This window comes from Halomonas sp. FeN2 (assembly GCF_020595105.1).
GTDB classification, from domain to species: domain Bacteria; phylum Pseudomonadota; class Gammaproteobacteria; order Pseudomonadales; family Halomonadaceae; genus Vreelandella; species Vreelandella neptunia.
Map to the genome: position 1 here is coordinate 845,090 of NZ_CP074200.1, position 24,617 is coordinate 869,706.

The window sequence follows — 24,617 nt, forward strand, 5'->3', positions numbered from 1 at the left end:
TTAGTTAAAAGGAATTGCGTTAAAAGTTTACGCACTGATTGGAATCACAAGAGTAAATAAAAGGCGTTCAATTAGCTACTGTTAAGATTGTGAAATTTTATGAACTGTAAAAAGTTATCATTCAGCTATCAATAGCCATCAAAAAGATAGACTACCCCCAACCTTGGAAGTTAATCCAATGGCTGGGGTGCAGCTTAGAGGAAGTTATTTTAGAAACTACTGTTTAATGGCGAAGCTCAACGCAGCCGGCGGTGCCTCGGGCAGTAAGGCACTGCAGACGTTAACTTTTTCCAGCAGTTCGGCATGATTAGGCGCGAGGATATTCACGTGTGCAAGCTTACGACCAGCCCGCTCAGCTTTGTCATAGCGATGCAGGTGCGTATTGGCAAGCGCTAGAATCGCTGCGTTGTCGCCTTCACGACCAATCACATTAATCATGCAGGTGGGGGCAATCGCCTGGGTATCGCCTAAGGGTAAACCCTGTATCGCGCGCAGGTGATTTTCGAACTGGCTGGTCACCGCGCCATCCATCGTCCAGTGGCCGGAATTATGAACGCGGGGGGCCATTTCGTTGGCCAGCAGGCTACCATCACGGGTTTGAAACAACTCAAGCGCTAGCACGCCCACGTAATCCAGCTCATCCAACAGCGCACGAATATAGCCATCAGCAGTCTGCTGAACGCTGTCGTCCAGGTCTGGCAGCGGCGCCACGGAGTAACGCAGGATGCCATCCACATGCTGGTTCTCGGCCATGGGGTAGAACACCACCTCACCATCACGACCGCGCACGGCAATCATCGAGACTTCCCGCACGAAATCGACAAATGCTTCAACAACTAACTGAGAGTGGCCAATAGCACTCCACGCCTCGCCAGCCTGCTCGGGCTGCTTCAATACCGCCTGCCCCTTGCCGTCGTAGCCTTCAGTGACCGATTTAGCCACCACCGGGCAACCCAATTCGCGGGCGGCGGCTTCTAGCTGCTCGGCGCTCTCCACTACCCGGTAAGCGGGCGTAGGTATACCTAGACGATCAAACAGTGTCTTCTCTTCAACCCGGTTCTGACACACTTCAATGGCACGACTGCTGGGGTAAACCGGTTTGTGCTGCTCAATTTCGCGTACCAGCTGAACAGGTAAGTGTTCGAACTCGTAGGTCACCACATCAACCTTGGCCAAAAACTCAGCCAGATGCTGGTTATTAGGATCGACAATTACATCGCCAATTCCAGCACTGGGATTACCCGTAGTATCTAAAAAAGTGAAACGATTACCCAGCGGATAACCCGCTAGCGCCAACATGCGGCCTAATTGACCTGCACCCAGTACGCCAATGTTTTGTACGACGTCAGTTTTAACGATATCAGTTGTAACTACGTCGCTCTTTGCAATACCAGAGTTCATAGCCAGACTCCTTATTCCGCTTCCGGCCCGGGGCGCGGGTCAGGGTTGTCGAGGACTTTCTGCGTCTGCTCTGCACGGAACGCTTCTACCGCACTGCGTACGGTTGCATCTTGCAGGCCAACAATCTGCGCTGCTAACAACCCTGCGTTAGTCGCGCCCGCTTTGCCAATCGCCAGGGTGCCCACTGCGATGCCGCCGGGCATCTGGGCAATGGAGAGCAACGAATCCAAACCTTTGAGCGCTTTCGACTCAACAGGCACACCCAGCACCGGTAGCGGCGTTTGCGAGGCCACCATGCCTGGCAAGTGGGCAGCGCCGCCTGCTCCTGCCACTATAACCTGCAAGCCGCGCTCGGCAGCACTCTTGGCATAATCGAACAGCAGGTCAGGCGTGCGGTGCGCCGAGACCACACGGGTTTCATAAGCCACGCCCAAACGCTCCAGCATGGAAGCAGCGTGCTCCATGACCGGCCAATCAGACTTGGATCCCATGATCACGCCCACCTTGGGTGCGCTGTTCGACGACATGCAAAACTCCTCGGCCCAACGGCCTAAAAAAAGCGAAACCGAATTAAAAAACAGCGTGCGCCGGATCAGGCACACATCAAAATTGGAAGTCGAATAGTCTACCAGAGCTAGCCCGTTTGCGGGCTTAGCCATGGTCGTGAAATTTTCATCAAAATAGGCATTGAAATACGCACCGGTTGGCGGCATTGTGTGATTGTCATTTCAGACTGATGGAGCCACATGAGCACGGCACGCGCAACTGCCACTGCGGAACAGCTTGATCCTCCGCGAAGCAGCCCTGACCTCGACGTCAGGGAACTTGAAAAACGTACGCGATTAATGCGTATTATCACGCGTCTGATCGCCGTATCAGACCTAGGAAGCCGAGAGATTGCCCGCAGGGCAGGGCTTCCCGTTCAGAAAATCAGCGACCTGCTCGCCGGAAGGCTTGAGCACCTGGGAGTGGATGAACTTCACGCCCTGCGTCGCACCCTAGAGCTGGAGGCGCCATAGCAGACACTTTTTTCTGCTGTTCCCACTTCTCCACTCCACGCAGGCCGCCTCCCGGCGGTCTGCCAAGAAACTTTTTTCCTTCCCGCTCAAGCCCTATCTCAAGTGCTATATCAAGCCCTACTCCGAGCTTACTTCACTTCGTTCGTGATGGCTGTTTATGTGTCATTGCTCATGGCGCAATCGCAATTCCCCCAAAGGCTACAACAGCCACCACTACCCAAGCGGGCAGCTTCCATACGGTTAAGAGCAAGAAACCGGTGAGCGCCAGCGCAAACTCCTCTGCACCAATGATTGCGCTCGTCCACACCGGCTGATAAAGCGCTGCGCCTAAAATACCGACCACCGCTGCATTGGCACCGCGCATTAGCGCCTGGGCACTGCCCCACTGACGAAATTGATTCCAGAAAGGCAGCACGCCCACCAATAACAAAAAGCCAGGAATGAAGATGGCCAATAGCGCTAGCAAAGCACCAACTAAACCATGAATGCCGGGCAGCAGTGCTCCCAGGTAGGCAGCAAACGTAAACAGCGGCCCCGGTACCGCCTGAGCAGCGCCGTAACCTGCTAAAAACTCATCCGGCGTCACCCAGCCCGACTGCACCACTTCCGCTTCCAACAGCGGCAGCACCACGTGCCCGCCGCCAAACACTAATGCACCTGAACGGTAAAACGCATCGGCGATATCCAGCCATGCGGCGGCTCCCGCCAATAGCGGCAGCAGAATTAACAGCCCAGCAAATCCCCCCAGCGCCACCATGCCTGCCTTGCGCGTTACGGGAAAATGCAGCGATTCACTTGCTGTGACAGCAGCACTATCGCGACACAGCGCTAGTCCGACCAAGCCGCCCAACACAATCGCTGCGACCTGGCCCAGCGGGCCGCTTACCAACACCACCGTAAATACCGCCGCAAGCGCAATGCCCGTGCGGGTTTTATCCGGGCAGAGATTACGCGCCATGCCCCACACGGCATGGGCCACAATAGCTACTGCCACGACTTTTAAGCCGTGAATAATACCACTGGCAATAGGGCCATCCAGCACCGCCGCACCAAATGCAAACAGCACCAGGATGATCGCTGAGGGCAGCGTAAACGCCAGCCACGCCATGGCAGCCCCCCAAGGCCCCGCACGCAATAGGCCAAGTGCAAAGCCCACCTGGCTGCTGGCTGGCCCCGGCAAGAACTGACACAGCGCCACCAGATCAGCGTAGGCGCTTTCAGTTAACCACTGGCGCCGCTCGACAAAGGCCGTGCGAAAATAACCAAGGTGCGCTACCGGGCCGCCAAAGGACGTTAAGCCGAGCGCTAAAAATACCCAAAACACTTCACCTATGCGCCCACGTGCCTGCGTTTGCTCCACCATGTTGGCCACCTGTTATCCCATTAAAAAAGCGCAAGGCTCTTATAGTAAGCCTTGCGCTTTAATTCTTTATGACAGCATGCTCATGACGATGCGTTCATAGCGGCAACGCGGATTACTCCTGATCGGTCACCGCACCGGTGCTGGCCGAGCTAACCAAGCGTGCATATTTAGCCAGCACGCCGCGGGTATAGCGGGGCTCTGGCTGCTGCCAGGCGGCACGACGGCGCATCAGCTCTTCATCGGAGAGGTCAACGTCGATGGTATCCGCTTCGGCATCAATGGTGATGGTATCGCCATCTTCCACCAGCGCCAGCGGGCCGCCATCAAAGGCTTCTGGTGACACATGGCCGACCACAAAACCGTGGCTACCACCGGAGAAGCGTCCATCGGTAATCAGCGCCACGTCGTTACCCAAACCACGGCCCATAATCGCCGAGGTCGGTGTGAGCATTTCGCGCATACCGGGGCCACCTTTCGGCCCTTCATAGCGAATCACCACCACATCGCCGGCAACGACGGTGCCATCGTTAATGCGCGCCTGGGCCTCTTCTTCCGAGCCAAATACCCGCGCAGAACCAGAAAAGCGAGTGCCCTCCTTACCGGTAATCTTTGCAACCGCACCTTCCGGTGCCAGGTTGCCGTAAAGCATGCGCAGGTGGCTTTCCGTTTTAATCGGGTTGCCCAGCGGTGCGATGATCGGCGGCTCGGCGGGATAAGGCGCGACCTCGGCCAGGTTCTCTTCCAGCGTTTTACCCGTGACGGTCAAACAGTTGCCGTTGAGCAGCCCCGCATCCAGCAAGATCTTCATCAGCGGCTGAATACCGCCAATCGCCACCAGTTCGCTCATCATATAGTGGCCGCTGGGGCGCAGGTCAGCGAGTACCGGAACACGCTTACCAATCTCGGTGAAATCGGCCAACGACAGCTCAACGCCGATGGTGCGCGCCATTGCGATCAGGTGCAGCACCGCATTGGTAGAACCGCCCAAAGCGATAGTGACCGTAATGGCATTCTCAAACGCCTCGCGGGTCATGATATCGGAAGGCTTGATATCGTGAGCTAACAGCGACAGCACCGCTTCACCGGCTGCTTTGCAGTCGTCGCGCTTCTCCTGAGAGATAGCATTTTGTGCTGAGCTACCGGGCAGGCTCATGCCCAAGGCTTCAATCGCCGAGGCCATGGTGTTGGCGGTGTACATGCCGCCACAGGAGCCGGGGCCAGGAATCGCCGTTTCTTCGATATTTTTGAGTTCGATGAGGTCGATATCACCACGGGAGTGGGCGCCCATGGCCTCAAAGACCGAAACGATATCGGTATGCCCTTTGCCGGGCATAATAGTGCCGCCATAGACAAACACGCTGGGGCGGTTTAAGCGCGCCAGGCCCATCAGGCAGCCCGGCATGTTCTTATCGCAGCCGCCAATGGCGACTAGACCATCAAAGCCTTCACAGCCGGCGACGGTTTCGATGGAGTCGGCGATCACTTCCCGGGACACCAGCGAGTACTTCATACCTTCGGTGCCATTGGCAATACCATCGGAAATCGTAATGGTATTGAAAATCACACCTTTGCCACCGCCTGCATCGGCACCGTCGCGGGCAAACTCGGCCAGCTCGTTAATATGGCTATTGCAGGGCGTCACCATGCTCCAGGTAGAGGCAATGCCCACCTGGGGCTTTTTGAAATCTTCGTCGTTAAAGCCCACGGCGCGCAGCATGGCGCGACTGGCGGCTTTGCCGGGGCCATCGACCACTTGGGAAGAGTGGCGGCGGGAATGATTAGTCGGCTCGGTCATTGGAATTTTCTCTCAGTATTGCTCACAGTATCCGCATAGCTTGGCGATATATATCGCATCCCGCAAGATGATTAACTCCTGACACCATAGCGCTCCCCCATCGTTTCTTTGCTTTTGATTAGGCGTTAACCAAAGTTGACACCCGCAGAGTTGCCAACTATAGTTATCACCATTATCGAGTTGATTAAAACTGATGTCTTCGATAGATGGCTACGCGAGCTTCGCGATGTTCGTGCCCGCGCCAAGGTTGAAGCCCGCATCCGACGTTTGAGTCTGGGCAACCCTGGAGATGTGAAGCCGGTAGGTAAAGGCGTTTCTGAACTGCGAATTCCTTATGGGCCAGGCTGCCGCATCTATTATATTACCAAGGGGCCAGTAATCGTGGTTCTGCTGTGCGGTGGTGATAAAGCCACCCAATCCCACGATATCGAACTAGCCAAAGCCATTGCCGCGCAATGGAAGGAGTAACCCCATGACCGTTCCTAATGTCACTTTCAGTCACTACGATACTGCTGATTATCTTCAAACTGAGGAAGATATTGCGGCCTACCTTGATGCAGTCATGGAAGAAAATGATCCTGCTCTTCTTGCCGCCGCACTTGGTGATATCGCCCGTGCCCGCAACATGAGCCAACTCGCCAAAGACGTTGGAATGAGCCGGGAAGGGCTCTATAAAGCTCTTTCGGGGGAAGGCAATCCTGCATTTTCGACCATCAGCAAGGTCGCTAACTCCTTAGGGTTGCGCCTATCTATTAAACCGCTATAGCAGTCAGAAGAGTGCCGCTAGGACGCTTATCGCGAATTCTTACACTCCATGGATGCTTTAAGGCGCCACCCCGCACCATACATGAAGGCACCATCCATTAAGGAATCGTGCATGTCTGCAAACTCTCTGCTCTCGCAAACGCCGCTAACACCGGGCTTTATGGTGGTGCATGCCAATCGCCTGGAAGATTTGCGCGGCTTGGCGGTGGAGTGGATGCGCCGACACCCGCTCTCGCCGCTGGAGAATGAGACCATTCTGGTGCAGAGCAACGGCATTGGGCAGTGGCTAAAACTGGCGCTAGCAGAAGACCCGGCCCAGGGCGGTGCGGGCATTGCAGCAGCATTGAACGTCACCTTGCCCGCGCGCTTTCTATGGCAGGCCTACCGAACGGTGCTTACGCAGCTAACCCACGACGACCAGGCGGTGCCCGAAACCTCACCGTTTGATAAGTCACGGTTGATATGGCGCCTTCTGCGCCTGCTGCCCAGCCTTGCCGAGCAGGAAGCTTTTGCGCCGCTGGCGCGCTTTTTGGAAGTCGATCGCGACCAGCGCAAGCACTACCAACTGGCCGAGCGGCTGGCGGATCTGTTCGATCAGTACCAGGTGTATCGCGCCGACTGGCTGGACGCCTGGGCGAAGGGTAACGACGTACTCATCACCGCCCGTGGCGAAGCCCGCCCGCTGGAAGCCCACCAGCTGTGGCAGCCAGAACTATGGCGCGCACTGCGCGACGATGTAGCTAATAATCTTGGCGAAGCAGGCCTTAACAGCAGCCGCGCCCAGGTGCACAGCCGCTTTCTGGAAGCCGCCGAACAGCTTGAAGGCCAAGCGTGCCCACCTGGCTTGCCCCGGCGATTGATCATTTTCGGCATCTCATCGCTGCCGCAACAAACGTTAGAAGCCCTGGCGGCGCTGTCGCGCTGCTGCCAGATTGTGCTCTGCGTGCACAACCCCTGCCAGTACTACTGGGCGGATATCATCGAGCACAAAGACCTGCTCCGCGCCAGCCGCTACCGCCAGCGGCGCAAGGCAGGCATGCCCGACGCCCTGGACGTACTCGGCACCGGCGATGCCGACGACGCCCTGCACCTTCACGCCCAACCGCTGCTGGCCGCCTGGGGCAAACAGGGGCGCGACTATTTACGCCTACTCGATGAACACGATGACGCGGGCAACTACCAAACCCTATTCGAGCAACAGGCACTACGCATTGATATGTTCGAGCCATTTAGCGGCGAAGAGCGCAACTGCCTGCTCAGCCAGCTACAGGACGATATCCGCGAGCTGCGCCCGGTGGCGGAAACCCAAACCCACTGGCCCGCGCTCGACCAGGCCAGCGACGACTCCATCGTGTTCCATATCGCCCACGGCCCCCAGCGGGAAGTGGAGATACTTCACGATCAGCTGCTGGCGGCCTTCAGCGCCGACCCGGAGCTACGCCCGCGGGATATCATCGTGATGGTGCCGGATATCGACCGCTACGCGCCGCATATTGAAGCCGTATTCGGCCAGTACCGCTCCGCCTTCGGCGGCTACAACGCGAACGCTAAACCCGACGACCCGCGCTACATCCCTTACACCCTTTCCGATCAGGCCAGCCGCCACCGTCTGCCGATGATGATTGCCCTGGAAAAACTGCTGCGCCTACCAGAGCTACGCCTCTCGGTCAGCGATCTGCTCGACTTGCTGGAAGTCCCCGCGCTACGCACCCGCTTTGGCATTGACGAACACGACCTGCCCACTCTCAGCCGCTGGATCGAGGGTGCTGGGATTCGCTGGGGGCTCAATGCCGAGCAGCGCACCCGGCTGGATCTACCCGAGGGCCTCACCCAGAATACCTGGGCCTTTGGCCTACGACGTCTGCTGCTGGGATATACGGTGGGGAGTGCCGACGCGTGGCAAGGCATCGAGCCATTCGATGATATCGGCGGGCTGGAAGCCTCCCTGGCAGGCCCGCTGGCAAATCTGCTGGAAAAGCTGGAAAGCACCTGGGAAACCTTCTGCCAGCCCACCGACGCCGCCAGTTGGGTAGCCCGGTTGCGCGAACTGCTGGAAACCTACTTTTTGACCGACGACGCTCAAGAGAGCGTGATGCTCACCAAGCTGGAAACCGCACTACAGCAGCTGTTGGACAGCACCGAAGAGGCCGAGCTTTTTGACCCGCTGCCGCTCTCCATGGTGCGCGAGCACTGGCTAGGGCAAATCGACGAGCATAGCCTCTCCCAGCGCTTTCTCGCCGGGGCGGTCAACTTCGCCACGCTAATGCCGATGCGGGCCATTCCCTTCAAGCACGTGTGCCTGCTCGGCATGAACGACGGCGAGTACCCGCGCTCCCAGCCGCCGCTGGATTTTGACTTAATGGGCAGCGACTACCGCCCCGGCGACCGCTCCCGGCGGGAAGACGACCGCTACCTGTTTCTGGAAGCGCTGCTCTCCGCCCGCCAGCAGCTTTATATTAGCTGGGTGGGTCGCAGCCAGATCGACAACAACCCCATGCCACCCTCGGTGTTGGTCGGCCAACTGCGCGACCATTTGGCAGCGGGCTGGCGAACACAGAGCGGCGAGCCGCTGCTGGAAGCGTTAACGACCGAGCACCCGCTGCAGCCATTCAGTCGCCGCTACTTTACCGAACCATCCAGCAACTCCCCCGCCCAGGCACGGCTGTTTACGTATGCCCACGAGTGGCACGCCCTGCACACCCCCAGTGGCGAAAGCACCCAAGGCTCACAATCACAAGAGCTTAAGGCGGACAGCGAGCAGCAGAGCACGCTAACCCTTAATCAGCTGGGCAGCTTTCTACGCGAACCCGCCAAGGCGTTTTTCAACACCCGCCTGGGGGTCTATTTTGAGCAGGAGGAGCTTACCCAACTGGATGTAGAACCCTTCACCCTGGACGGGCTTCAGAACTGGCAGTTACAGGATCAGTTAATCGCCGCCCAGCGCCACGCCGTGGATAACGGCCAGCCGCGAGTGGAAGCACTGCACGCGGCACTGGAACGCTTTAAAGGCCAGGGTGTATTGGCAGTGGGCGCCTTTGGTGAACGGATGCGCGAAGCGCTAGCCGAACCCATGGACGCCCTGTTCGGCGCTTACCAAGAAGCGTTGCAAGAGTGGCCCCACGTGGTAGCAGCGCCCCAGGCGGTGCATGTTGTTGTTGAAAGAGCTGAAAGAGCTGCAGGGCGGGTAACGCTGGAAGATTGGCTGGGAGAGCTTCGCCAGGATAGTGAAGGCAACCGCTGCCGCTTGCTACTGCTCAGCAGTAGCTTAATCAGCCAGGGGCGCGGCCGTGGTCAGTACCGCTGGCAGCACCTGCTGCGGCCCTGGGTAGCGCATCTGGCGGGCAATAGTGAGCGCCCGATGACCACCCAGCTACTCTCTAAAGCAGGCCATGTACGCATGGAGCCTGTAGAGGCCGAGAATGCCCGCTTCCAGCTAGATGCCCTACTCAGCGCATGGTGGGATGGCATGCAGGCACCGCTACCGCTGGCGCCACAGGCCGCTTTCGCCTGGCTGGCCAAGCTGGGCACTCCCGAATCAGAACCCGACAGCGACGCCTACGCCGCCGCCGAAACCGCCTACGAAGGCGGCCGCTTTCAGACCGGCGAAGTCGCCCAAAGCGCCTACCTTGCCCACCAATGGCCCAGCTTCGAAAAACTATTCAACGAGCGCGCCCTTGGCCACAGCTTCGCCACGCTGACCGAGGCGCTCTACGCGCCGCTGCACCGTTCGGTGAAAAATTAGGGCCTACCTTATTCAGCGTGGTTCTGAAGGCGCTTAACATCATCAATAGACAACCCCGTCACCTTGGCTACAAACTGGGGGTCAGCCCCCTCTTGCAGAAGGTTTCGAGCGGTTTCGATTTTACCCTCGATTTTGCCTTTGGCTTCACCTCGCGCTTCACCTCGGGCTTCCAACTGGGTGGCAATGGTCATAAAGGTGTCTCCTATAGGCTGGGGCAAGCGATGGCTCTCTTCAATCAACTGATCAAGGTCAATCACGTTGCCTGTTCCTACCACATAGTTTAGCAAGGTAGCGATGAAATCCAACTGCTGGCGACTGTGCTCGTCAAAGCTCGCGCAGTCACGCAGCCATTCCATCAGGTAAGGATCTATATGCGGCTCACGGATGTGCTTGAGCACCCGAGCAACCAAGCCTATCCACTGCTGTTGTTTTAGTGCTTCGTCATCAAGCTGATTTACATCCACTAATGGTATTGGCCCCTGGAACAGCGTCTCCATTAGCCCCAGCGGATCTTCAAAGCAGTCAGCAAGATCCATTGAGTAGGGGTAGGGTGTTTGACGGCCGTGGTAGAACACCAGTGCATGAACCGGTGCCAGGGGTTCCTTGGGGCGCTGCTTCAACTGCTTGGTCAGCATCCCAAACAGATAATGCCCGATACGCACGGGCATGTGCGGGTCGGGGCTTGATTGATGTTCGACCAATACAGCTAGATACGCCGGTTGCCCCGCTAATTGACAACGGTACACCAGGTCGGAGACGGTTTCTCGCAGGGCTGAATCGAGGTGGCTATCATGCTCCAGCTTGAGACTGCCTAAATCCAGGGCGGCGCTGATTTTCTTAGGTAAATAATGTTGCATGAACTCCTGCGCGACGGCGTGGTTTTCCATCGCGCTACGAAAGAACCGATCATGAGGATTATGGGGTGGTTTGGAGGTATCAGCCACAAGCGGTTTCCATGTTTCGAACAGATTAGAACCTAAGAATTCTTCCCATTCAGCGACAAGATCCGCTTCGCCAGCGAGATCATCTCCGGGTCGCCGGTGTTCTTTTCCGCAACGTCGGAAAGCTTGATCACCGGAAGCCAACCCTGCCCTTCCGGGCGCGCCTCGACCATCTTGATCACCATATTCATCGGCTCAACACCGACATCGTTAGTGAAGTTGGTGCCGATACCAAACGCCATGCCGATGCGACCTTTGCAGAAGGCATGTATCCGCTCGACCTTCTCCGGGGTTAGCGCGTCGGAAAAGATAATCGTCTTGCTTAGCGGGTTGATGCCCAAGCGCTCGTAATGGTCGATGGTCTGGGAAGCAAACTCGATAGGATCGCCGCTATCGTGACGAACGCCATCGAACAGTTTGGCGAACTTCTTATCGAAGCTGTCGTAAAAAGCCTTAGAGGTAAAGGTATCCGTCAAGGCGATCCCCAGATCACCACGGTACACATCCACCCAATGCTCCAGCGCCAGGCTATTGGCCATTTTGAAACCGAAGCGGGCACCGTGGAACATAAACCACTCGTGAGCGTGGGTGCCGATCGGCTTAACACCGTGGCGCATGGCCATCAGCACATTGCTGGTGCCGCTGAAGGCCTCACCGCCGTGGTGGCTAAGCGCACCGACCACCCGGTCGTGAACGTCAGAAGAGAAGCGCCGACGGGTACCAAACTCAGCAATTTTCAGCCCTAAACGGCGGTAAAGTTCGATCTTCTCCTGGGCGTGCTGCTCAATCATCGCATCAGCGTCAGGCGTGATCGTCACGCCACGCAGCCGATACCAGAGCTCGCTGATCAACGCCATCAGCGGCACTTCCCAGAGAATGGTGCGGTACCAGGGCCCTTCAATGATCACAGAAAGGTCACTCCCCTGCTGCTCTACAGTCACCTCGCTGGGGTTGTAATGAAACCCGGCGAGGAAATCGAGATACGTAGGGTCGAGATAAGGGCACGTTATTTCGAGATAGCGCTTCTCCTCATCGCTCAAGCGCAGCGACGCCATCTTATCGACTTCACGGCGAAGTTCGGCGCCGAAGCCGTCAGGAAAAGCATGCTCGCCACGATTAATAAAGGCGTAGCGCGCATGGGCATAAGGAAAGCGTTTGATCACGGCGTTCTGCATCGTGATCTTGTAGAAGTCATTATCCAGCAGCGATGTCAGCATGAGATCCCATCGTTAGAGTGAACCGAAGCCGCCGGTAGCGTAAACTCATTGTACCTAGAGTGGCTTAGCAACAAGATTATCAGGTGGCGGGGTTCTCATACAGTTTAGGAGCTGTCTTATGCGTATTACTCAAACACATCGAGCTATCATTCTCACCGGGGTAGAGGAATATATTGACGCTGATGTGGACGTTCATGTCTTCGGTTCACGACTTGATGATACCAAGCGAGGCGGCAGTGTAGATCTATTGTTGACCTCCAAAACAGAGATCTCCGAGCTTTCTTGCGACGAACTCAAAAGCGTACTGGAAGAATATCTTAAGCTGCCGGTTAACATTGTCACCTATGACCCGTCCGATGAACCAAGCCCGCTCCAGGCGAAAGCCTTAGCTGAAGCTCTGCCTATTGATTAGAAGGATACGTCATGAGCCAGCCCGCCCCCCTCAACCCATTGAGCCTCCCGCTCCACGGCAGCCGACTGATAGAGGCCAGCGCTGGCACCGGTAAAACCTTCACCATCGCGCTGCTCTATGTGCGGTTGGTACTCGGCGGCCACAGCGTTGACGACGACACGGCGTTTGTACGCCCGCTCACCCCGCCGGAAATCTTGGTCGTTACCTTCACCAACGCCGCCACCCAAGAGCTACGCGAACGCATCCGCAACCGGTTGGTAGAAGCAGCAGAAGTATTTCGAGCTGAGGACGAAGAAGGAGGGGCGCCGGGGGCAAGCCGTAGTGGAGGTCATTCAACAGGGCCGGAAAATGTTCCCGACGATTCCGGCATTCCCGCCATCCATGGCGGTCAGATGTCTCAAGTAGCGCCCACGGATGGGTTCACAGCGCCTCCACGTAGGCTTGCCGCCGGGGAAGCCCCGGTTGCACTAGATCCGTTGCTTCTAGAACTCCGCGACCAATACGACCCTGCCACCTGGCCCGCCTGTTCGCGGCGCTTGGCCCTAGCTGCCGAATGGATGGACGAAGCCGCGGTTTCCACCATCCACAGCTGGTGCTACCGCATGCTGCGCGAACACGCCTTCGACAGCGGCAGCCTGTTCTCCCTCAACCTGGAAAACGACCAGCGTGAACTGGAACAGGAAGTGGTGCGCGACTACTGGCGTAGCTTCTACTACCCGCTGGACAGCGACGCCCTCGGCATTGTCACCCGCTACTGGAAATCACCGGACGACCTGCACGCCCCGCTGCAACGGCTACTGCCCGAAAGCGAAGCGCTGGGTGACGAAAAGCCCGAACCCAGCGAGACCCTGGCCGCCACCCAGGCCGAACGCGCCGCCCAACTCAGCGAGCTCAAAGCCCCCTGGGGCGCCTGGCTGGATGAACTAGTGCCCGCCCTGGAAGAGGCCGCCACGCGCAAAGCCTTCAAGGGCCAAAGCTTCAACGCCAAAAGCCGCGCCAACTGGCTAGGCGCACTACGCGAGTGGTGCGAAACGGACGCCGACCGCCCCGCGCTCACCGACGCCGCCTGGAAACGCATGACGCCCGACGGCATGGCCGACATCTGGAAAGAGGGCGCACCGCCCTGCCCGCAAGCCTGGGAAGCGCTGGCACAACTACCGCAAGCGCTGGGCGCCCTGCCCGAGCCGCGCAACGACCTGTTGATTCACGCCGTGCAGTGGTGCCGCGCCCGGCTGGAGCGCGAACAGGAACGCCGCGCCGAGATGGGCCCCAACGACCTGCTTACCCATCTGGATCGCGCCCTGAAAGGCCCCAACAAAGAGGCCCTGGCCGCGCAGATCCAGCGCCAGTTCCCCGTGGCCCTGATCGACGAGTTCCAGGATACCGACCCGATCCAGTATCGCATCTTCAACGCCGTGTATGACGTCGCAACGCCCCGCCGCGACAGCGCCATCCTGCTGATTGGCGACCCCAAACAGGCGATCTACGCCTTCCGCGGCGCGGATATCTTCACCTACCTGCAGGCCCGACACGACACCGATGGACGCCACGTCACGCTGGGCACCAACTTCCGTTCCAGCCGCGCCATGGTGGCGGCGGTCAACCACTGCTTCAGCTACGCCGACCAGCACGATGCCGGCGCCTTTCTGTTCCGTGCCGATGGAGGCGAAAACCCACTGCCGTTCAACCCCGTCAACGCCAAAGGCACCAAGGAGACGCTGGTACTCAAAGGTAAGCCACTACCTGCGATGACCCTGTGGCCGCTGGAAAGCGAAGAGCCGCTCTCCAAAACCGCCTACCAAACCGAGATGGCCGAGCGCTGCGCCTCGCACATGGCCGCGCTACTGGAAGCAGGCCGCCAACAACAGGCGGGCTTTGCGAAGGTCTCTGATGGCGATGACGATAAAAGAGAGCAATCACTCACTCCGCTGGCCCCCTCGGACATGGCCGTGCTGGTCAACGGCCTGCAGGAAGCGCGAGCGATTCGACTGGCGCTGGCCAGCCGAGGCATCAAGAGCGTCTACCTTTCCGATCACGACAAGGTGTTCAGTTCCCCCATTGCCCCACAGCTGGCCATTTGGCTGCGCGCCTGCGCCGAGCCCCAGGCCAACTCCCGCCAGGCGGAGGCCAAACTGCGCGCCGCCCTGGCAACGCCGGTGATTGGGTTAAGCCTTGAAGAGCTCGACCACCTCAACCAGAGCGAGCTGGCCTGGGAAGCGCGGGTCGAGCAGTTCAGCGACTACCACCGCCTGTGGCAGCGCCAGGGCGTGCTGCCGCTGGTGCGCCGATTGATGGTCGATTTTGATATCGCCGCGCGGCTACTGGGCGAGTTCGCCGAGGGTGAGCGTTTGCTAACCGACCTGCTCCACCTGGGTGAAATGCTGCAGCACGCCAGCCAGGAGCTGGACGGCGAACACGCGCTGATTCGCTTTCTGGCCGAAGCCATTGCCGACCCTGACAGCCACGGCGACAGCCACAAGCTGCGCCTGGAGAGCGACGCCGATCTGGTCAAGGTAGTGACCATTCACAAATCAAAGGGACTGGAGTACCCGCTGGTGTTCCTGCCGTTTATCGCCAACCACCGCCCGGTGAGCGACACTGACCTGCCGCTACGCTGGCACGATAGCGACGGCACGCTGCAACTCAGCCTGAGCGCCGATGAAGCCACGCTTGCCACCGCCGACCGCGAACGCCTGGGCGAAGACCTGCGCAAGCTCTACGTCGCGCTCACCCGCGCCCGCCACGCCACCTGGCTGGGGCTGGCACCGTTAAAAGGCAGCGAGAACAGCGCCATCGGCCACCTGATCAACGGCGGCAAGGCCATTGCCCCCAGCGCGTTTACACACGTGCTAGGCGAACTGGTGGAAGGCAGCGATATTGCGCTAAGTGCCGCCCCGGAACCCACCGCGCTGCGCTTTACCCCGGCGCCGGAACAGCAGGCACTGGGCCACGCCCGCACCCCGCTACGCCCCGCCCGGGAACAGTGGTGGATCGCCAGCTACTCGGCACTGCGTACTTCTGGGGCCGTCTCTGGATCTAGCACCATCCCGCTGACAACGCCAGCGCCGGAACCCACCACGCCCCAGGAAGCCACCACCCTGGAAGTGCTGGATGAACCCCACGACAACGCCATCAACACCGAAGCGTTTCACCTACACCGGTTCCCGCGTGGCCCCGGCCCCGGCACCTTTCTGCACGGGCTTTTAGAGTGGGCGGGCCAGCTAGGTTTTAACAGCGCCCTGAAAGACCCCGCCGCCCGGGAAGATATGCTGCGGCGGCGCGTACAGCTGCGCGGCTGGCAGGCGTGGCACGACACCCTGGCGGGTTGGTTTGAAGAACTGCTCGCCACGCCGCTTCCCTTGCCCCAACATCTGCCACAGGCCCCATCACAGCCAAGCGAGGGCAGTCAGGTGGCGCTACGTGAACTCGACAGCTATCAGGTGGAACTGGAGTTCTGGTTTGCCGCCCATCAGGTACAAACACGCAAACTGGATGAGCTGGTCAGTGATCACTTACTGCCTGGGGTATTGCGCCCCGCGCTGGATGCCGACACCCTCAATGGCATGCTCAAGGGCTTTATCGACCTCGCCTTTGAGCATGAAGGCCGCTTCTATGTGCTCGACTGGAAATCCAACTACCTGGGCAGCGACGACAGCGCCTACACCGCGGAAGCCCTGCGCAACGCCATGCTCGAAAAACGCTACGACCTGCAAGCGGCGCTGTATATGCTCGCGCTCCACCGGCTACTCAAAGCGCGCCTGCCCGACTACGACCCACACCAACACCTGGGGGGCTCGATGACGGTATTTCTGCGCGGCAGCCGCACCACCGCCCGGGGCGTACACGCCGTGCCCGCGCCAGTCGCGCTGATTGAAGCGCTGGATGCGCTTTTTGCAGGCACGGCAGCAGATGCAGTATCAGAAACAGGCCTAGAGGCGGTGGTATGAGTAATAGAGACACACAATCTATGAACCTAGACCTGTTCGCCGATGACGCGCCGCCCGCTGCTTCTGATTCAACCGCACCGGTAACGCCACCGACAGAATCAGCCGCCCAGCCGCACCCCGCGCTAACCGACACCGCCGCGCTATTCCTGCTGTGTGAGCGCTGGGTGTCCCGTGGCTGGCTGCGGGATCTGGATCTGGCCCTGGTGCGCTTTCTCGACCGCGAAACCCAAAACGCCCCGCCGCTGCTGTTGCTAGGCGCGGCGTTGGCCAGCCACCAGCTTGGCCGTGGTCATGTGTGCCTGGATATAGCCGCCACCCTGGAAGCGCCCGATTTTGCACTTTCGCTGCCCCCGGAAGGCGACGACCTGAACGACCCGCCGCCGCTGCCCAGCCATGTGCTGGCTACGCTAACGCTGCCCGAATGGCAAGCCGCGCTCGACCACCCCGCGCTGATCAGCAACGGCCCCGGTAATACGCCGCTGGTGGTGAGCCACAGCGGCAACACCAGCAAACTCTACCTACGCCGCTACTGGCAGTTCGAGCAAACCCTGCACCAGGAAATCGCCGCCCGATTAGCTACCACAGAACTTGATAAAACTGGTGGGAAGCCACTCCAGGGCTTAAGTTATGAGTATCCCACAGAGCATGATGATGTTTGTGGGAGGCCGCTTCAGCGGGCGAAGGGTGACGATAGTCACCCCCCAATACTCAAAGATGCCCTAGATACCCTATTCCCCGCCAGCAACAGCATAGACTGGCAAAAAACTGCCTGCGCCCTAGCCGCCCGCAGCCCCTTCGCAATCATCACCGGCGGCCCCGGCACCGGCAAAACCACCACGGTGGTACGCCTCCTGGCCCTGCTGCAAACCCTGCAGCTAGCAGAACCCAACGCCCATCCGCTGCGCATCCGCCTGGCCGCCCCCACCGGCAAAGCCGCCGCACGGCTAAACGAATCCATCGCCGGGCAAGTCGCAAAGCTCCCCATAAATGATTTAGCCACTTTGTGGGAGGGAGCTTCAGCTCGCGACGATTCAAGCACTGACCAACTACAAGCCGCCATTCCAACCGAAGTCACCACACTTCACAGGCTGTTAGGTGCCAGAGCCGACACCCGCCACTTCCGCCACAACGCCGCCAACCCGCTGGCGCTGGATGTGCTGGTGGTGGATGAAGCCTCGATGGTGGATATCGAAATGATGACGGCACTGCTCAGCGCCCTGCCCGCCAGCGCTAAGCTGGTACTGCTGGGGGATAAAGACCAGCTGGCATCCGTGGAAGCAGGCGCCGTGCTGGGCGACCTGTGCCGCCGCGCCGATGCCGCCCACTACACCCCCGCCACGGCAAAGTGGCTGGCCCAACTTACCGACCACCCGTTGCCGGAGGCATTAATCGACCCCAAAGGCCAGCCGTTGGATCAAGCCATTACCATGCTGCGGGTAAGCCACCGCTTTACTGAAACAAGCGGCATCGGTCAGCTCGCCCAGGCGATTAACCAGCCGCTAAGTGAAGCATTGCGGGAACGGGATAAACACCAAGCCGTGCATGGCGTACTGAATAACGGCTACGCCGACCTGCACCACTTGGTGTTGAAGCCAGACGCGCAAAACGAAGACAGCGCCCTGGAGCGCCTGGTGATCACCGGCAGCCCGGAACGTTTTCCCAACGCTGGCGAAGGCCGCACCAATTTCAAGGGCGAACTGATTGCGCCGCCCACCGGCTACCAGCACTACCTGGATACATTAGATATTGAGCGGCCTGATACGGCACTGGCGTTTGAAGGGAACGGCGACGTTTACGATGCGTGGGCTAAGCAAGTACTCAACGCCTACAGCCGCTTTCAGCTGCTGTGCGCGCTACGCAAAGGCCCGTGGGGAGTAGAAGGCTTAAACCTGCGCATCGCCAGAACATTGCGCCGCGAAAAGCTGCTGTTCGGCAACGACCACACGTTAGAGAAAGGCTGGTTCGAAGGCCGCCCGGTGCTAGTCACCCAAAACGACTACGGTCTGAAATTGATGAACGGCGATATCGGTATCACAATGGCAGTGCCTGATCCCCGCACTCCAGGCAGGGCACTTCTACGTGTAGCCTTTCCAACCAGTGACTCGGAAAACCCCATTCACTGGGTGCTGCCTTCACGCCTGCACGCGGTAGAAACCGTGTTCGCGATGACGGTACACAAATCCCAAGGCTCGGAGTTTCAGCACACCGCCCTACTGCTACCGCAAACGGCCAACCCCATTCTCACCCGCGAGCTGGTCTACACCGGCATCACCCGCGCCCGCGATTGGCTTACTGTGGTGGAAGCCAAACGAGGGGTGTTGAATGAGGCGGTGGTGAGGGAGGTGGTTAGGGTGAGTGGGGGGTTAGTTAAAACCGACATCACTTTTCTAGTGGTGTCGGTTTACAAATAGCAGCAGTCCTTTAGACGCCACTAAAGATAGCACTTAAACATTTGCTCTTCGAAAAATCTAGAGCGAAAAAACTTATCTGACTTTAAAACCTTATCTTTTATCACAAAATCTGGTATTTATTTTTTCTTGAAGAAAACGCCGGCATGGTACCCTCCAGAACCTCTACTATCTGTTGATTTATCTTAGGATGCTCAATACCACCAGATATGAAGCTGAATTCGTTACCATATTCCTTATTAACACTAACTTTAATCACTTGATCAGCATCAGCCACTACGGCTAAATTCGGATTGTGAGTTATCATAATAATTTGACGATATCTCTTGGCTTCTCTTATGTAGGGAACAAGCACTTTTGCCACACTGTTATTATCTAAGTTGTCTTCAGGCTGATCAATAATCAAGGGAACATCTTCTTTATCAAGAACCAAGTAGAATACCAGTAGAAGAGCTCCTTTTTCTCCAGGCGAAAGCTGTTCCAAGCTCTTACCTTTTTTTGACGCAAATCATAGTAAGGATCAATGAAACTTAGGCCATACACATAACTGTAAAGCTCTTTTCTATTCTTAACAACTTCCCCAATAAATATCCGTTCATTTTTAGAGCCAGGCCGCTTATCACACTCTAAATACTCAACAAGATGGCGCAAAAAAGTTTCCACTGACTTTTCTTCATTCCAATTAGTTGGTGCAATCAACTCTTCCTGCAGCAATACTGAACCATCTTCACTACCATAAAAAGAACCAACCCTGTTTTGTTTTATATTCCTTAAAATATTGCTTTTAAATTCATTGGAGCAATAGAATGAACTAGCTATACTTAGCCCGGAAACATCAGATTGAGACAACTTGCTAGAAATCTCTTCTTTTATTTCCTCATAAAAAGTTTGTATCTCTTTCTTTTTTGAAAAAATCTCTATAGACTTCTTAACTCTTAAATCTCTCATCTCATTTATATCAGCTTCAAGCTTATCATCTATATACTGTAGCTTTTTCATCATGTACATTAAGCTTTCAGCGGTTTCAGCATCTCCTTCTATTTCAATCTTTCTTGCCTGCCACTCTTCCAGAGCTCTCAAGTAGTCCTGAAATGCCTTTTGCTCACCAGTAAACTCGGAATGAATATCCTTTATTCTCGTTTTCAAATATTCCAGTTTTGAAGCTGGTGAAAGAGTTTCGTATTGTTTCTGATCCCAGTTATCTTCTACTTTTATGAGCTTAGCATCATCTTTGTTCTTTTCCTTCAATTGTAAAAGATTAGCGACAATCACACTCTCATCGAATTCAACACGAATGACATTGGAAATATCGAACCCACACTTGTCAGCGACACCGTTACCTTCAGATATAACAGACAAAATTTCATTATATTTATTTTTCAAATCACGATTAAGATTTTCTGCTTCAACGATCCAAAAGTTCCTATTCGACACTCTCTTAGTTATGGTCTCAATATCCTCTTCAATTTTTAACTTAGAGGCCTCTAAACTTTCTAGCGCTTTCTTCTTGGCCTTGGTATCTTCTGATTCAGCATGTTTTGATGGATCTTCAACAGCTGTTGGCTTTAAAGATTCGTGAGCAGAGAGCTCGTCTTCCTTTACTTTAATTTTACTAACTATATTTTTTCTAAAATTTGGATCCAACTGATCTTCAAGCTTTATGATTTTATCATTTAGCGCGAGTATCTCTTCATGAATATGATGAATTTCCGTTTCTGCAGACCTTTTCTTTAGATCAATAAGTTCTTCAAATGTTGCTTTACCCATTTTTTTCTCAGCAGGGACATATTGAAATACTACTTTTTCGATCTCCGAGCGAAAAGCATCTACTTTATCAATTTCATTACAAACTTTTTCAAAGTAACTTTGTGGAAGATATCTAACAAGCCTTTCTTGGCTTTCATCAACAATATGAGTTAGCAACCGTTCTTCAGTCTTTTTCCCACTTTCAAACTCAACAAAAGCACTAAATCGATCAGCAAGACCTTTCTTTTTGAACTTTTGCTTGTGAAGAAATATATAGTCATTAGAGTGTTCAGCGTCTGTACATACAGCAAGTATGTCTGACAGCGCGCTCTTACCACTTCCTTTGTGCCCGATAACAGTTACTAGCTCACTATTCACTGGTATGCAAACACTTTCAAACCAAATTGAATTAGCGTCCTGCTTTCCTGTTCTCCGAATATTTAAAGATTTAATGTATTTGGTAGAGTTTTCCCTAACTCGCTTCAGAATGTCTGGTTCGTCTCCAATGTAGAACCTTCCCTCAGGTTCATTCAAGGCGTACTTAAGACCTTTAAAGGAAGGTTCACCCTTGATCCATAAATTTTGTTTTATCTGATATTTCCTAATATTGTGATTATCAGAGCAAATAATCATTGGTATTACTCTTCCTACATTAGGAAAAACTGACTTTAAGTAACCATTTTGGTCACTTTCCTTGCCAAGCTCATATATATCAACAGCCTTCGCAATTTCTGTTTTCTGAGCGATTCCATGAGGAAGTGAATGCGTAATATTTTCCACGGATCCACTCTTATCTCCAGCGTGTATTGTTACGATTCCACCTAGCTCTTTTACCAATGCTATTGTATCTTTAAGATGACAATAAATTTGATTTTCCCTAAGACCATCTAACGCCACTTTATTGATGTCTGTTTTGTGTTTAATCTGCCCCCAAATATGTTCGATATTTGAATCTTCAGAAAATATACCAATAAAATGTACAGGTTCTTTACCTTTAGCATCAGAGAGAAATTCTATACCAGGTAAAACAGTAATTCCTTCCTTTTCACCTAGCTCTCTCAGATCATTGTATCTATCGATATCAATCACATGATGATCAGTAATAGCAAACACAGCTATTGAGTTTCTCTTCATTTCATTGATGATATCAATATTTGTAACAGTTTTATCTTTATAATCATATGAAGATGGAGTATGAAAGTGTAAGTCCCACTTATTCCATTCAGAACCTTTGCTGTTCATCATATTCCTTAGCAATAAAATTAAAAAATTTTTGAGTAATATGTTGCCTCGAAAAGCGTCACTCGCTTACTTTCTCATAAAAAGCCACACTACCCGCGATAGTCTCCATCCCCTCAATCGGCTCTACATAACTCCAAGCAATATCCAGACTTTCACCCAGCGAAAAATACACCGTATGCCCTTTAAATGGGCAATAAGTGGTGGTTGCTGAAACGGTGAGTAAGTCCATCCGCACGTCTTCGCGTGGGAAGTAGTGGCGTGGCGGGTAGCCGTGTTCGAGGAGTTCAAGCGTGTTGGTGGAGTCGGCTAACAAAATGCCATCAACCTGCACCTGTGTGCGCTGCTTGCTTCGGTGAAGCGTTATGCGGGCATTCTGCATCGTCAATTCCCTGCGGCGTTTTTTTCGCTCTAATACTTCGAGCGTAGCAGTTCATTTAGATTAAGCCTACTTTGAATACTTAGTTTTTAGTCGATAGAGGACACTTCGTGACCTAGGTCAGTCATCGCTTCAACGCGACCGCTTAATGCACTGTTATGAATGTGACACAGCACTATGTTGGGCTGCGCGCCGTTGGCTTTAACAGTTAGCTCACCTGCTGCATTCCAGCCGCCGCTATTGCCGCAGGTTTGCCAGCCGCCCGTGGTGGAAACGTGGTTGGCGAGCAGTACCGGGAGTTGGTGGCGCTTTGCGATGGCGGCGAGCAGCTCGGCATCGTTGGCGTAGCCGCCTGGAGAGATCAGTGCGCTGGCTAGGTAAACGTCCGCTTGTTCTGCGGCGGCGATTGCTGAGTGGCTGGGGTGGGTGAAGTCGGCGCACACGGCCAGGGCGATGCGGGTGCCATTCACGTTGATAAGGCCGCTTTCATGGCCTGGGGTGCAGTAAGTATCCTCCCCTTCGTGAAGGTGCTGTTTCAAGTAGAAGGTGTGCTCTCCGCTGGGGAAGCAGATCACCGCCGCAATGTAGGGTTTGCCGTTTGGATTGTGCAGCGGGCAGCCTGCGACCACTACTGTGTTGCTAGCCACGGCGGCGGCGGTGAGCATGGCAAAGGTTGCATGGTCACGGGGCATGGCCAGTTGGCTGAGTAGTGCTAGCTCGTAGCCGGTTAGCGAGAGTTCGGGAAAGGCGACTACGTTGGCCCCCAGCGCGGCGGCGCGTTCTATGTAGGCCAAGTGCGTTTGCAGGTTTTCGTCTACCGCCGCTTTGGTGACAGGCAGTTGGGCGAGTGCAATGGTGATGGGGTCGGCTTGTGTGGTGGTCATAGTAATCGCTTAGCTGGTTGGGTGCTGGAGTGAAGGTTACCTATGCCAATCAATAGTACCCACCCCGCCTACTCCTTCGGTGGGGAAAGGGGGACATCGGTCAAGGTACGTGGCCGGTACTCACACGTTGTATCGGCCCAGCGCTTCCAAACACTCTCATCGACTGAAATATTCACCGCATACTGCCCTGGCATCACTTCCGAATATTGTCGGTAAAAACGGCCGTCAGTGGTGTTTCCAAGGCGTTTGTATCGGGCGTAGAACCCCTTCAGGAAATCAGAAAACGAATCTTTTGGTGCTGTCTTCCAGGCATCCTCAACAATTTCGTAGGGTGCCAGTTTTAGGCCTGCCTTTTGCGCCTTGGCTAACATCCAGCTCAGCGATATATCGGCCAGTGTGTCGTCAGCGCCATAGCCGCCGCCTACATTGGCGTGGGCGCCGATAAACCAGCACTGCTCTACGTCGCGATTGCCCGTTTTCTGCTTGCCATCCTTGCTCGTCCAAAGCGATACGTTGTAGGTCGCTCTGTGTTCGTCCAGCGCAACCGCTTGATAGGCACGATCGACAATGCTGGAAAGCTCGGTATCGTGCCAATCGTATTTGCTTTTGAACAGGTTGGTCCCGGGCACGCCCAGCGCGCCAACGGTATCCCAAACACCAATGAAATGAATCCTGGGCTGGCGGCTGAAGCTCTCCTTGAACCCTTTGCACACCTCAGAATCGGGGTGCAAATCGCGGTTTCGATAAATACTTTCGGCCTTATCGAGCAACCCTGGCGTGACGACATGCACCAGCCCGCATTTACGAATCATCCCCACCAAGCTTCTGGCGGTGTAGGCACCACGGCTGAACCCGAATACCCAGATTTCATCGCCTTCACTGTAACGCCTTGCCAGCCAGTCATAGCCTTTCTGTAGGTTTGTGCTCAGCCCGTGACCGAAGGCTCCGCCGGTAAATCGCCGAAATTTGGATGTCCCTACGCCGGGGTCGTAATAGAACCGTTGCCTGATACCGTCATCATCATCGTGTATCAGCCGGGTAATACGATAAACATTGGTTTGGTCTTCAGGGTCGTTCCACGTTCCATCAAATAGCAGGATCAGTTTTTGTTTTGTCATGGTCCCCCCCACGATAATGCACGCTTTTAAACAGTGCTCATGACCGCTAAATGAGAGGCAGACAATGCGCGATGCTCTCTTGGGCAAGGCGTACCTGCGACCTCCACATTATTTAATGAAGGTTAGTCGTAAATTCATTCCGTCACCTGGCGATAGTCGATTTGAAGCAGCGCTCCCGATGCGGGCGCTCCTGCTATCTCGTATTTGGACAAACCAAGCCGTGCTTTTAAGCGCGTCACCG

At 55.6% G+C, this 24,617-nt stretch carries 16 protein-coding genes and 1 pseudogene; 7 read left to right on the forward strand and 10 right to left on the reverse strand.

Features of this window, described 5'->3' with window-relative positions; genetic code table 11:
* Positions 1–216: 216 nt before the first annotated feature.
* Positions 217–1,401: a 5-(carboxyamino)imidazole ribonucleotide synthase gene (locus KF947_RS03980; protein WP_227405497.1), complete on the reverse strand. Its 1,185-nt coding sequence runs from the start codon at positions 1,399–1,401 to the stop codon at positions 217–219.
* An 11-nt stretch (positions 1,402–1,412) separates the two neighbouring features.
* Positions 1,413–1,928 (reverse strand): 5-(carboxyamino)imidazole ribonucleotide mutase, encoded by a 516-nt coding sequence (purE, locus tag KF947_RS03985; RefSeq protein WP_133730153.1) that lies wholly within the window; start codon positions 1,926–1,928, stop codon positions 1,413–1,415.
* A 219-nt stretch (positions 1,929–2,147) separates the two neighbouring features.
* Here purE and KF947_RS03990 point away from each other — a divergent pair, with 219 nt between their 5' ends.
* A complete protein-coding gene (locus KF947_RS03990; protein WP_008958942.1) occupies positions 2,148–2,420 on the forward strand; it encodes an XRE family transcriptional regulator in 273 nt (90 codons plus the stop codon).
* Positions 2,421–2,589: 169 nt separating this feature from the next.
* On the opposite strand, the gene chrA is transcribed toward KF947_RS03990, so the two are convergent.
* Positions 2,590–3,783, reverse strand: coding sequence for a chromate efflux transporter (gene chrA, locus KF947_RS03995; RefSeq protein WP_227405498.1), 1,194 nt, complete (start codon positions 3,781–3,783; stop codon positions 2,590–2,592).
* A gap of 112 nt (positions 3,784–3,895) precedes the next feature.
* The gene (gene ilvD, locus KF947_RS04000) at positions 3,896–5,578 is read right to left on the reverse strand and encodes a dihydroxy-acid dehydratase (protein WP_133730151.1); all 1,683 of its coding nucleotides are present in this window, start codon (positions 5,576–5,578) and stop codon (positions 3,896–3,898) included.
* 150 nt (positions 5,579–5,728) lie between these two features.
* Here ilvD and KF947_RS04005 point away from each other — a divergent pair, with 150 nt between their 5' ends.
* The 3 genes from KF947_RS04005 to recC all read left to right on the forward strand — a co-directional run bounded on the left by KF947_RS04005 (position 5,729) and on the right by recC (position 10,085).
* Positions 5,729–6,046 carry a type II toxin-antitoxin system RelE/ParE family toxin gene (locus KF947_RS04005; RefSeq protein WP_227405499.1) on the forward strand — a complete coding sequence of 106 codons (318 nt, stop codon included), beginning with the start codon at positions 5,729–5,731 and terminating at the stop codon, positions 6,044–6,046.
* 4 nt (positions 6,047–6,050) lie between these two features.
* Positions 6,051–6,344: an addiction module antidote protein gene (locus KF947_RS04010; RefSeq protein WP_088699118.1), complete on the forward strand. Its 294-nt coding sequence runs from the start codon at positions 6,051–6,053 to the stop codon at positions 6,342–6,344.
* 111 nt (positions 6,345–6,455) lie between these two features.
* Positions 6,456–10,085, forward strand: a complete 3,630-nt coding sequence (gene recC, locus KF947_RS04015) for an exodeoxyribonuclease V subunit gamma (protein WP_227405500.1) — start codon at positions 6,456–6,458, stop codon at positions 10,083–10,085.
* An 8-nt stretch (positions 10,086–10,093) separates the two neighbouring features.
* On the opposite strand, the gene KF947_RS04020 is transcribed toward recC, so the two are convergent.
* On the reverse strand, positions 10,094–11,029 hold the full coding sequence (locus tag KF947_RS04020) for an Rpn family recombination-promoting nuclease/putative transposase (RefSeq protein ID WP_227405501.1): 936 nt from the start codon (positions 11,027–11,029) through the stop codon (positions 10,094–10,096).
* A 32-nt stretch (positions 11,030–11,061) separates the two neighbouring features.
* Positions 11,062–12,243 (reverse strand): nicotinate phosphoribosyltransferase, encoded by a 1,182-nt coding sequence (gene pncB / locus KF947_RS04025; RefSeq protein ID WP_227405502.1) that lies wholly within the window; start codon positions 12,241–12,243, stop codon positions 11,062–11,064.
* A 118-nt stretch (positions 12,244–12,361) separates the two neighbouring features.
* On the opposite strand from pncB, the gene KF947_RS04030 reads away from it, so the two are divergent.
* Genes KF947_RS04030 through recD form a run of 3 tightly spaced genes read left to right on the forward strand, consistent with a single transcriptional unit; the run spans position 12,362 to position 19,013 of the window.
* Positions 12,362–12,655 (forward strand): nucleotidyltransferase domain-containing protein, encoded by a 294-nt coding sequence (locus tag KF947_RS04030; RefSeq protein WP_133730147.1) that lies wholly within the window; start codon positions 12,362–12,364, stop codon positions 12,653–12,655.
* A gap of 11 nt (positions 12,656–12,666) precedes the next feature.
* The gene (recB, locus tag KF947_RS04035) at positions 12,667–16,602 is read left to right on the forward strand and encodes an exodeoxyribonuclease V subunit beta (RefSeq protein ID WP_227405503.1); all 3,936 of its coding nucleotides are present in this window, start codon (positions 12,667–12,669) and stop codon (positions 16,600–16,602) included.
* A 20-nt stretch (positions 16,603–16,622) separates the two neighbouring features.
* Positions 16,623–19,013 carry an exodeoxyribonuclease V subunit alpha gene (gene recD / locus KF947_RS04040; protein ID WP_413614126.1) on the forward strand — a complete coding sequence of 797 codons (2,391 nt, stop codon included), beginning with the start codon at positions 16,623–16,625 and terminating at the stop codon, positions 19,011–19,013.
* A gap of 100 nt (positions 19,014–19,113) precedes the next feature.
* Here recD and KF947_RS04050 read toward each other — a convergent pair.
* The 4 genes and pseudogenes from KF947_RS04050 to KF947_RS04065 all read right to left on the reverse strand — a co-directional run bounded on the left by KF947_RS04050 (position 19,114) and on the right by KF947_RS04065 (position 24,376).
* Positions 19,114–21,998: pseudogene (locus KF947_RS04050) on the reverse strand (TrlF family AAA-like ATPase).
* A gap of 58 nt (positions 21,999–22,056) precedes the next feature.
* The gene (locus KF947_RS04055) at positions 22,057–22,377 is read right to left on the reverse strand and encodes a DUF427 domain-containing protein (RefSeq protein ID WP_227405507.1); all 321 of its coding nucleotides are present in this window, start codon (positions 22,375–22,377) and stop codon (positions 22,057–22,059) included.
* 86 nt (positions 22,378–22,463) lie between these two features.
* The gene (locus tag KF947_RS04060) at positions 22,464–23,258 is read right to left on the reverse strand and encodes a carbon-nitrogen hydrolase family protein (protein ID WP_227405508.1); all 795 of its coding nucleotides are present in this window, start codon (positions 23,256–23,258) and stop codon (positions 22,464–22,466) included.
* A gap of 68 nt (positions 23,259–23,326) precedes the next feature.
* Entirely contained in the window at positions 23,327–24,376 is a 1,050-nt protein-coding gene (locus tag KF947_RS04065) for a DUF2235 domain-containing protein (protein WP_227405509.1), read from the reverse strand.
* Between the last annotated feature and the right edge of the window lie 241 nt (positions 24,377–24,617).

Excerpts from the sequence above, each read along its gene's own strand:
- KF947_RS04060 (WP_227405508.1), bottom strand. The coding sequence starts at position 23,258 with ATGACCACCACACAAGCCGACCCCATCACCATTGCACTCGCCCAACTG.
- ilvD (WP_133730151.1), bottom strand. The coding sequence starts at position 5,578 with ATGACCGAGCCGACTAATCATTCCCGCCGCCACTCTTCCCAAGTGGTC.
- KF947_RS03990 (WP_008958942.1), top strand. The coding sequence starts at position 2,148 with ATGAGCACGGCACGCGCAACTGCCACTGCGGAACAGCTTGATCCTCCG.
- KF947_RS04030 (WP_133730147.1), top strand. The coding sequence starts at position 12,362 with ATGCGTATTACTCAAACACATCGAGCTATCATTCTCACCGGGGTAGAG.
- recB (WP_227405503.1), top strand. The coding sequence starts at position 12,667 with ATGAGCCAGCCCGCCCCCCTCAACCCATTGAGCCTCCCGCTCCACGGC.
- recC (WP_227405500.1), top strand. The coding sequence starts at position 6,456 with ATGTCTGCAAACTCTCTGCTCTCGCAAACGCCGCTAACACCGGGCTTT.
- purE (WP_133730153.1), bottom strand. The coding sequence starts at position 1,928 with ATGTCGTCGAACAGCGCACCCAAGGTGGGCGTGATCATGGGATCCAAG.
- KF947_RS04065 (WP_227405509.1), bottom strand. The coding sequence starts at position 24,376 with ATGACAAAACAAAAACTGATCCTGCTATTTGATGGAACGTGGAACGAC.
- KF947_RS04010 (WP_088699118.1), top strand. The coding sequence starts at position 6,051 with ATGACCGTTCCTAATGTCACTTTCAGTCACTACGATACTGCTGATTAT.
- pncB (WP_227405502.1), bottom strand. The coding sequence starts at position 12,243 with ATGCTGACATCGCTGCTGGATAATGACTTCTACAAGATCACGATGCAG.
- chrA (WP_227405498.1), bottom strand. The coding sequence starts at position 3,783 with ATGGTGGAGCAAACGCAGGCACGTGGGCGCATAGGTGAAGTGTTTTGG.
- KF947_RS03980 (WP_227405497.1), bottom strand. The coding sequence starts at position 1,401 with ATGAACTCTGGTATTGCAAAGAGCGACGTAGTTACAACTGATATCGTT.
- KF947_RS04055 (WP_227405507.1), bottom strand. The coding sequence starts at position 22,377 with ATGCAGAATGCCCGCATAACGCTTCACCGAAGCAAGCAGCGCACACAG.
- recD (WP_413614126.1), top strand. The coding sequence starts at position 16,623 with ATGAACCTAGACCTGTTCGCCGATGACGCGCCGCCCGCTGCTTCTGAT.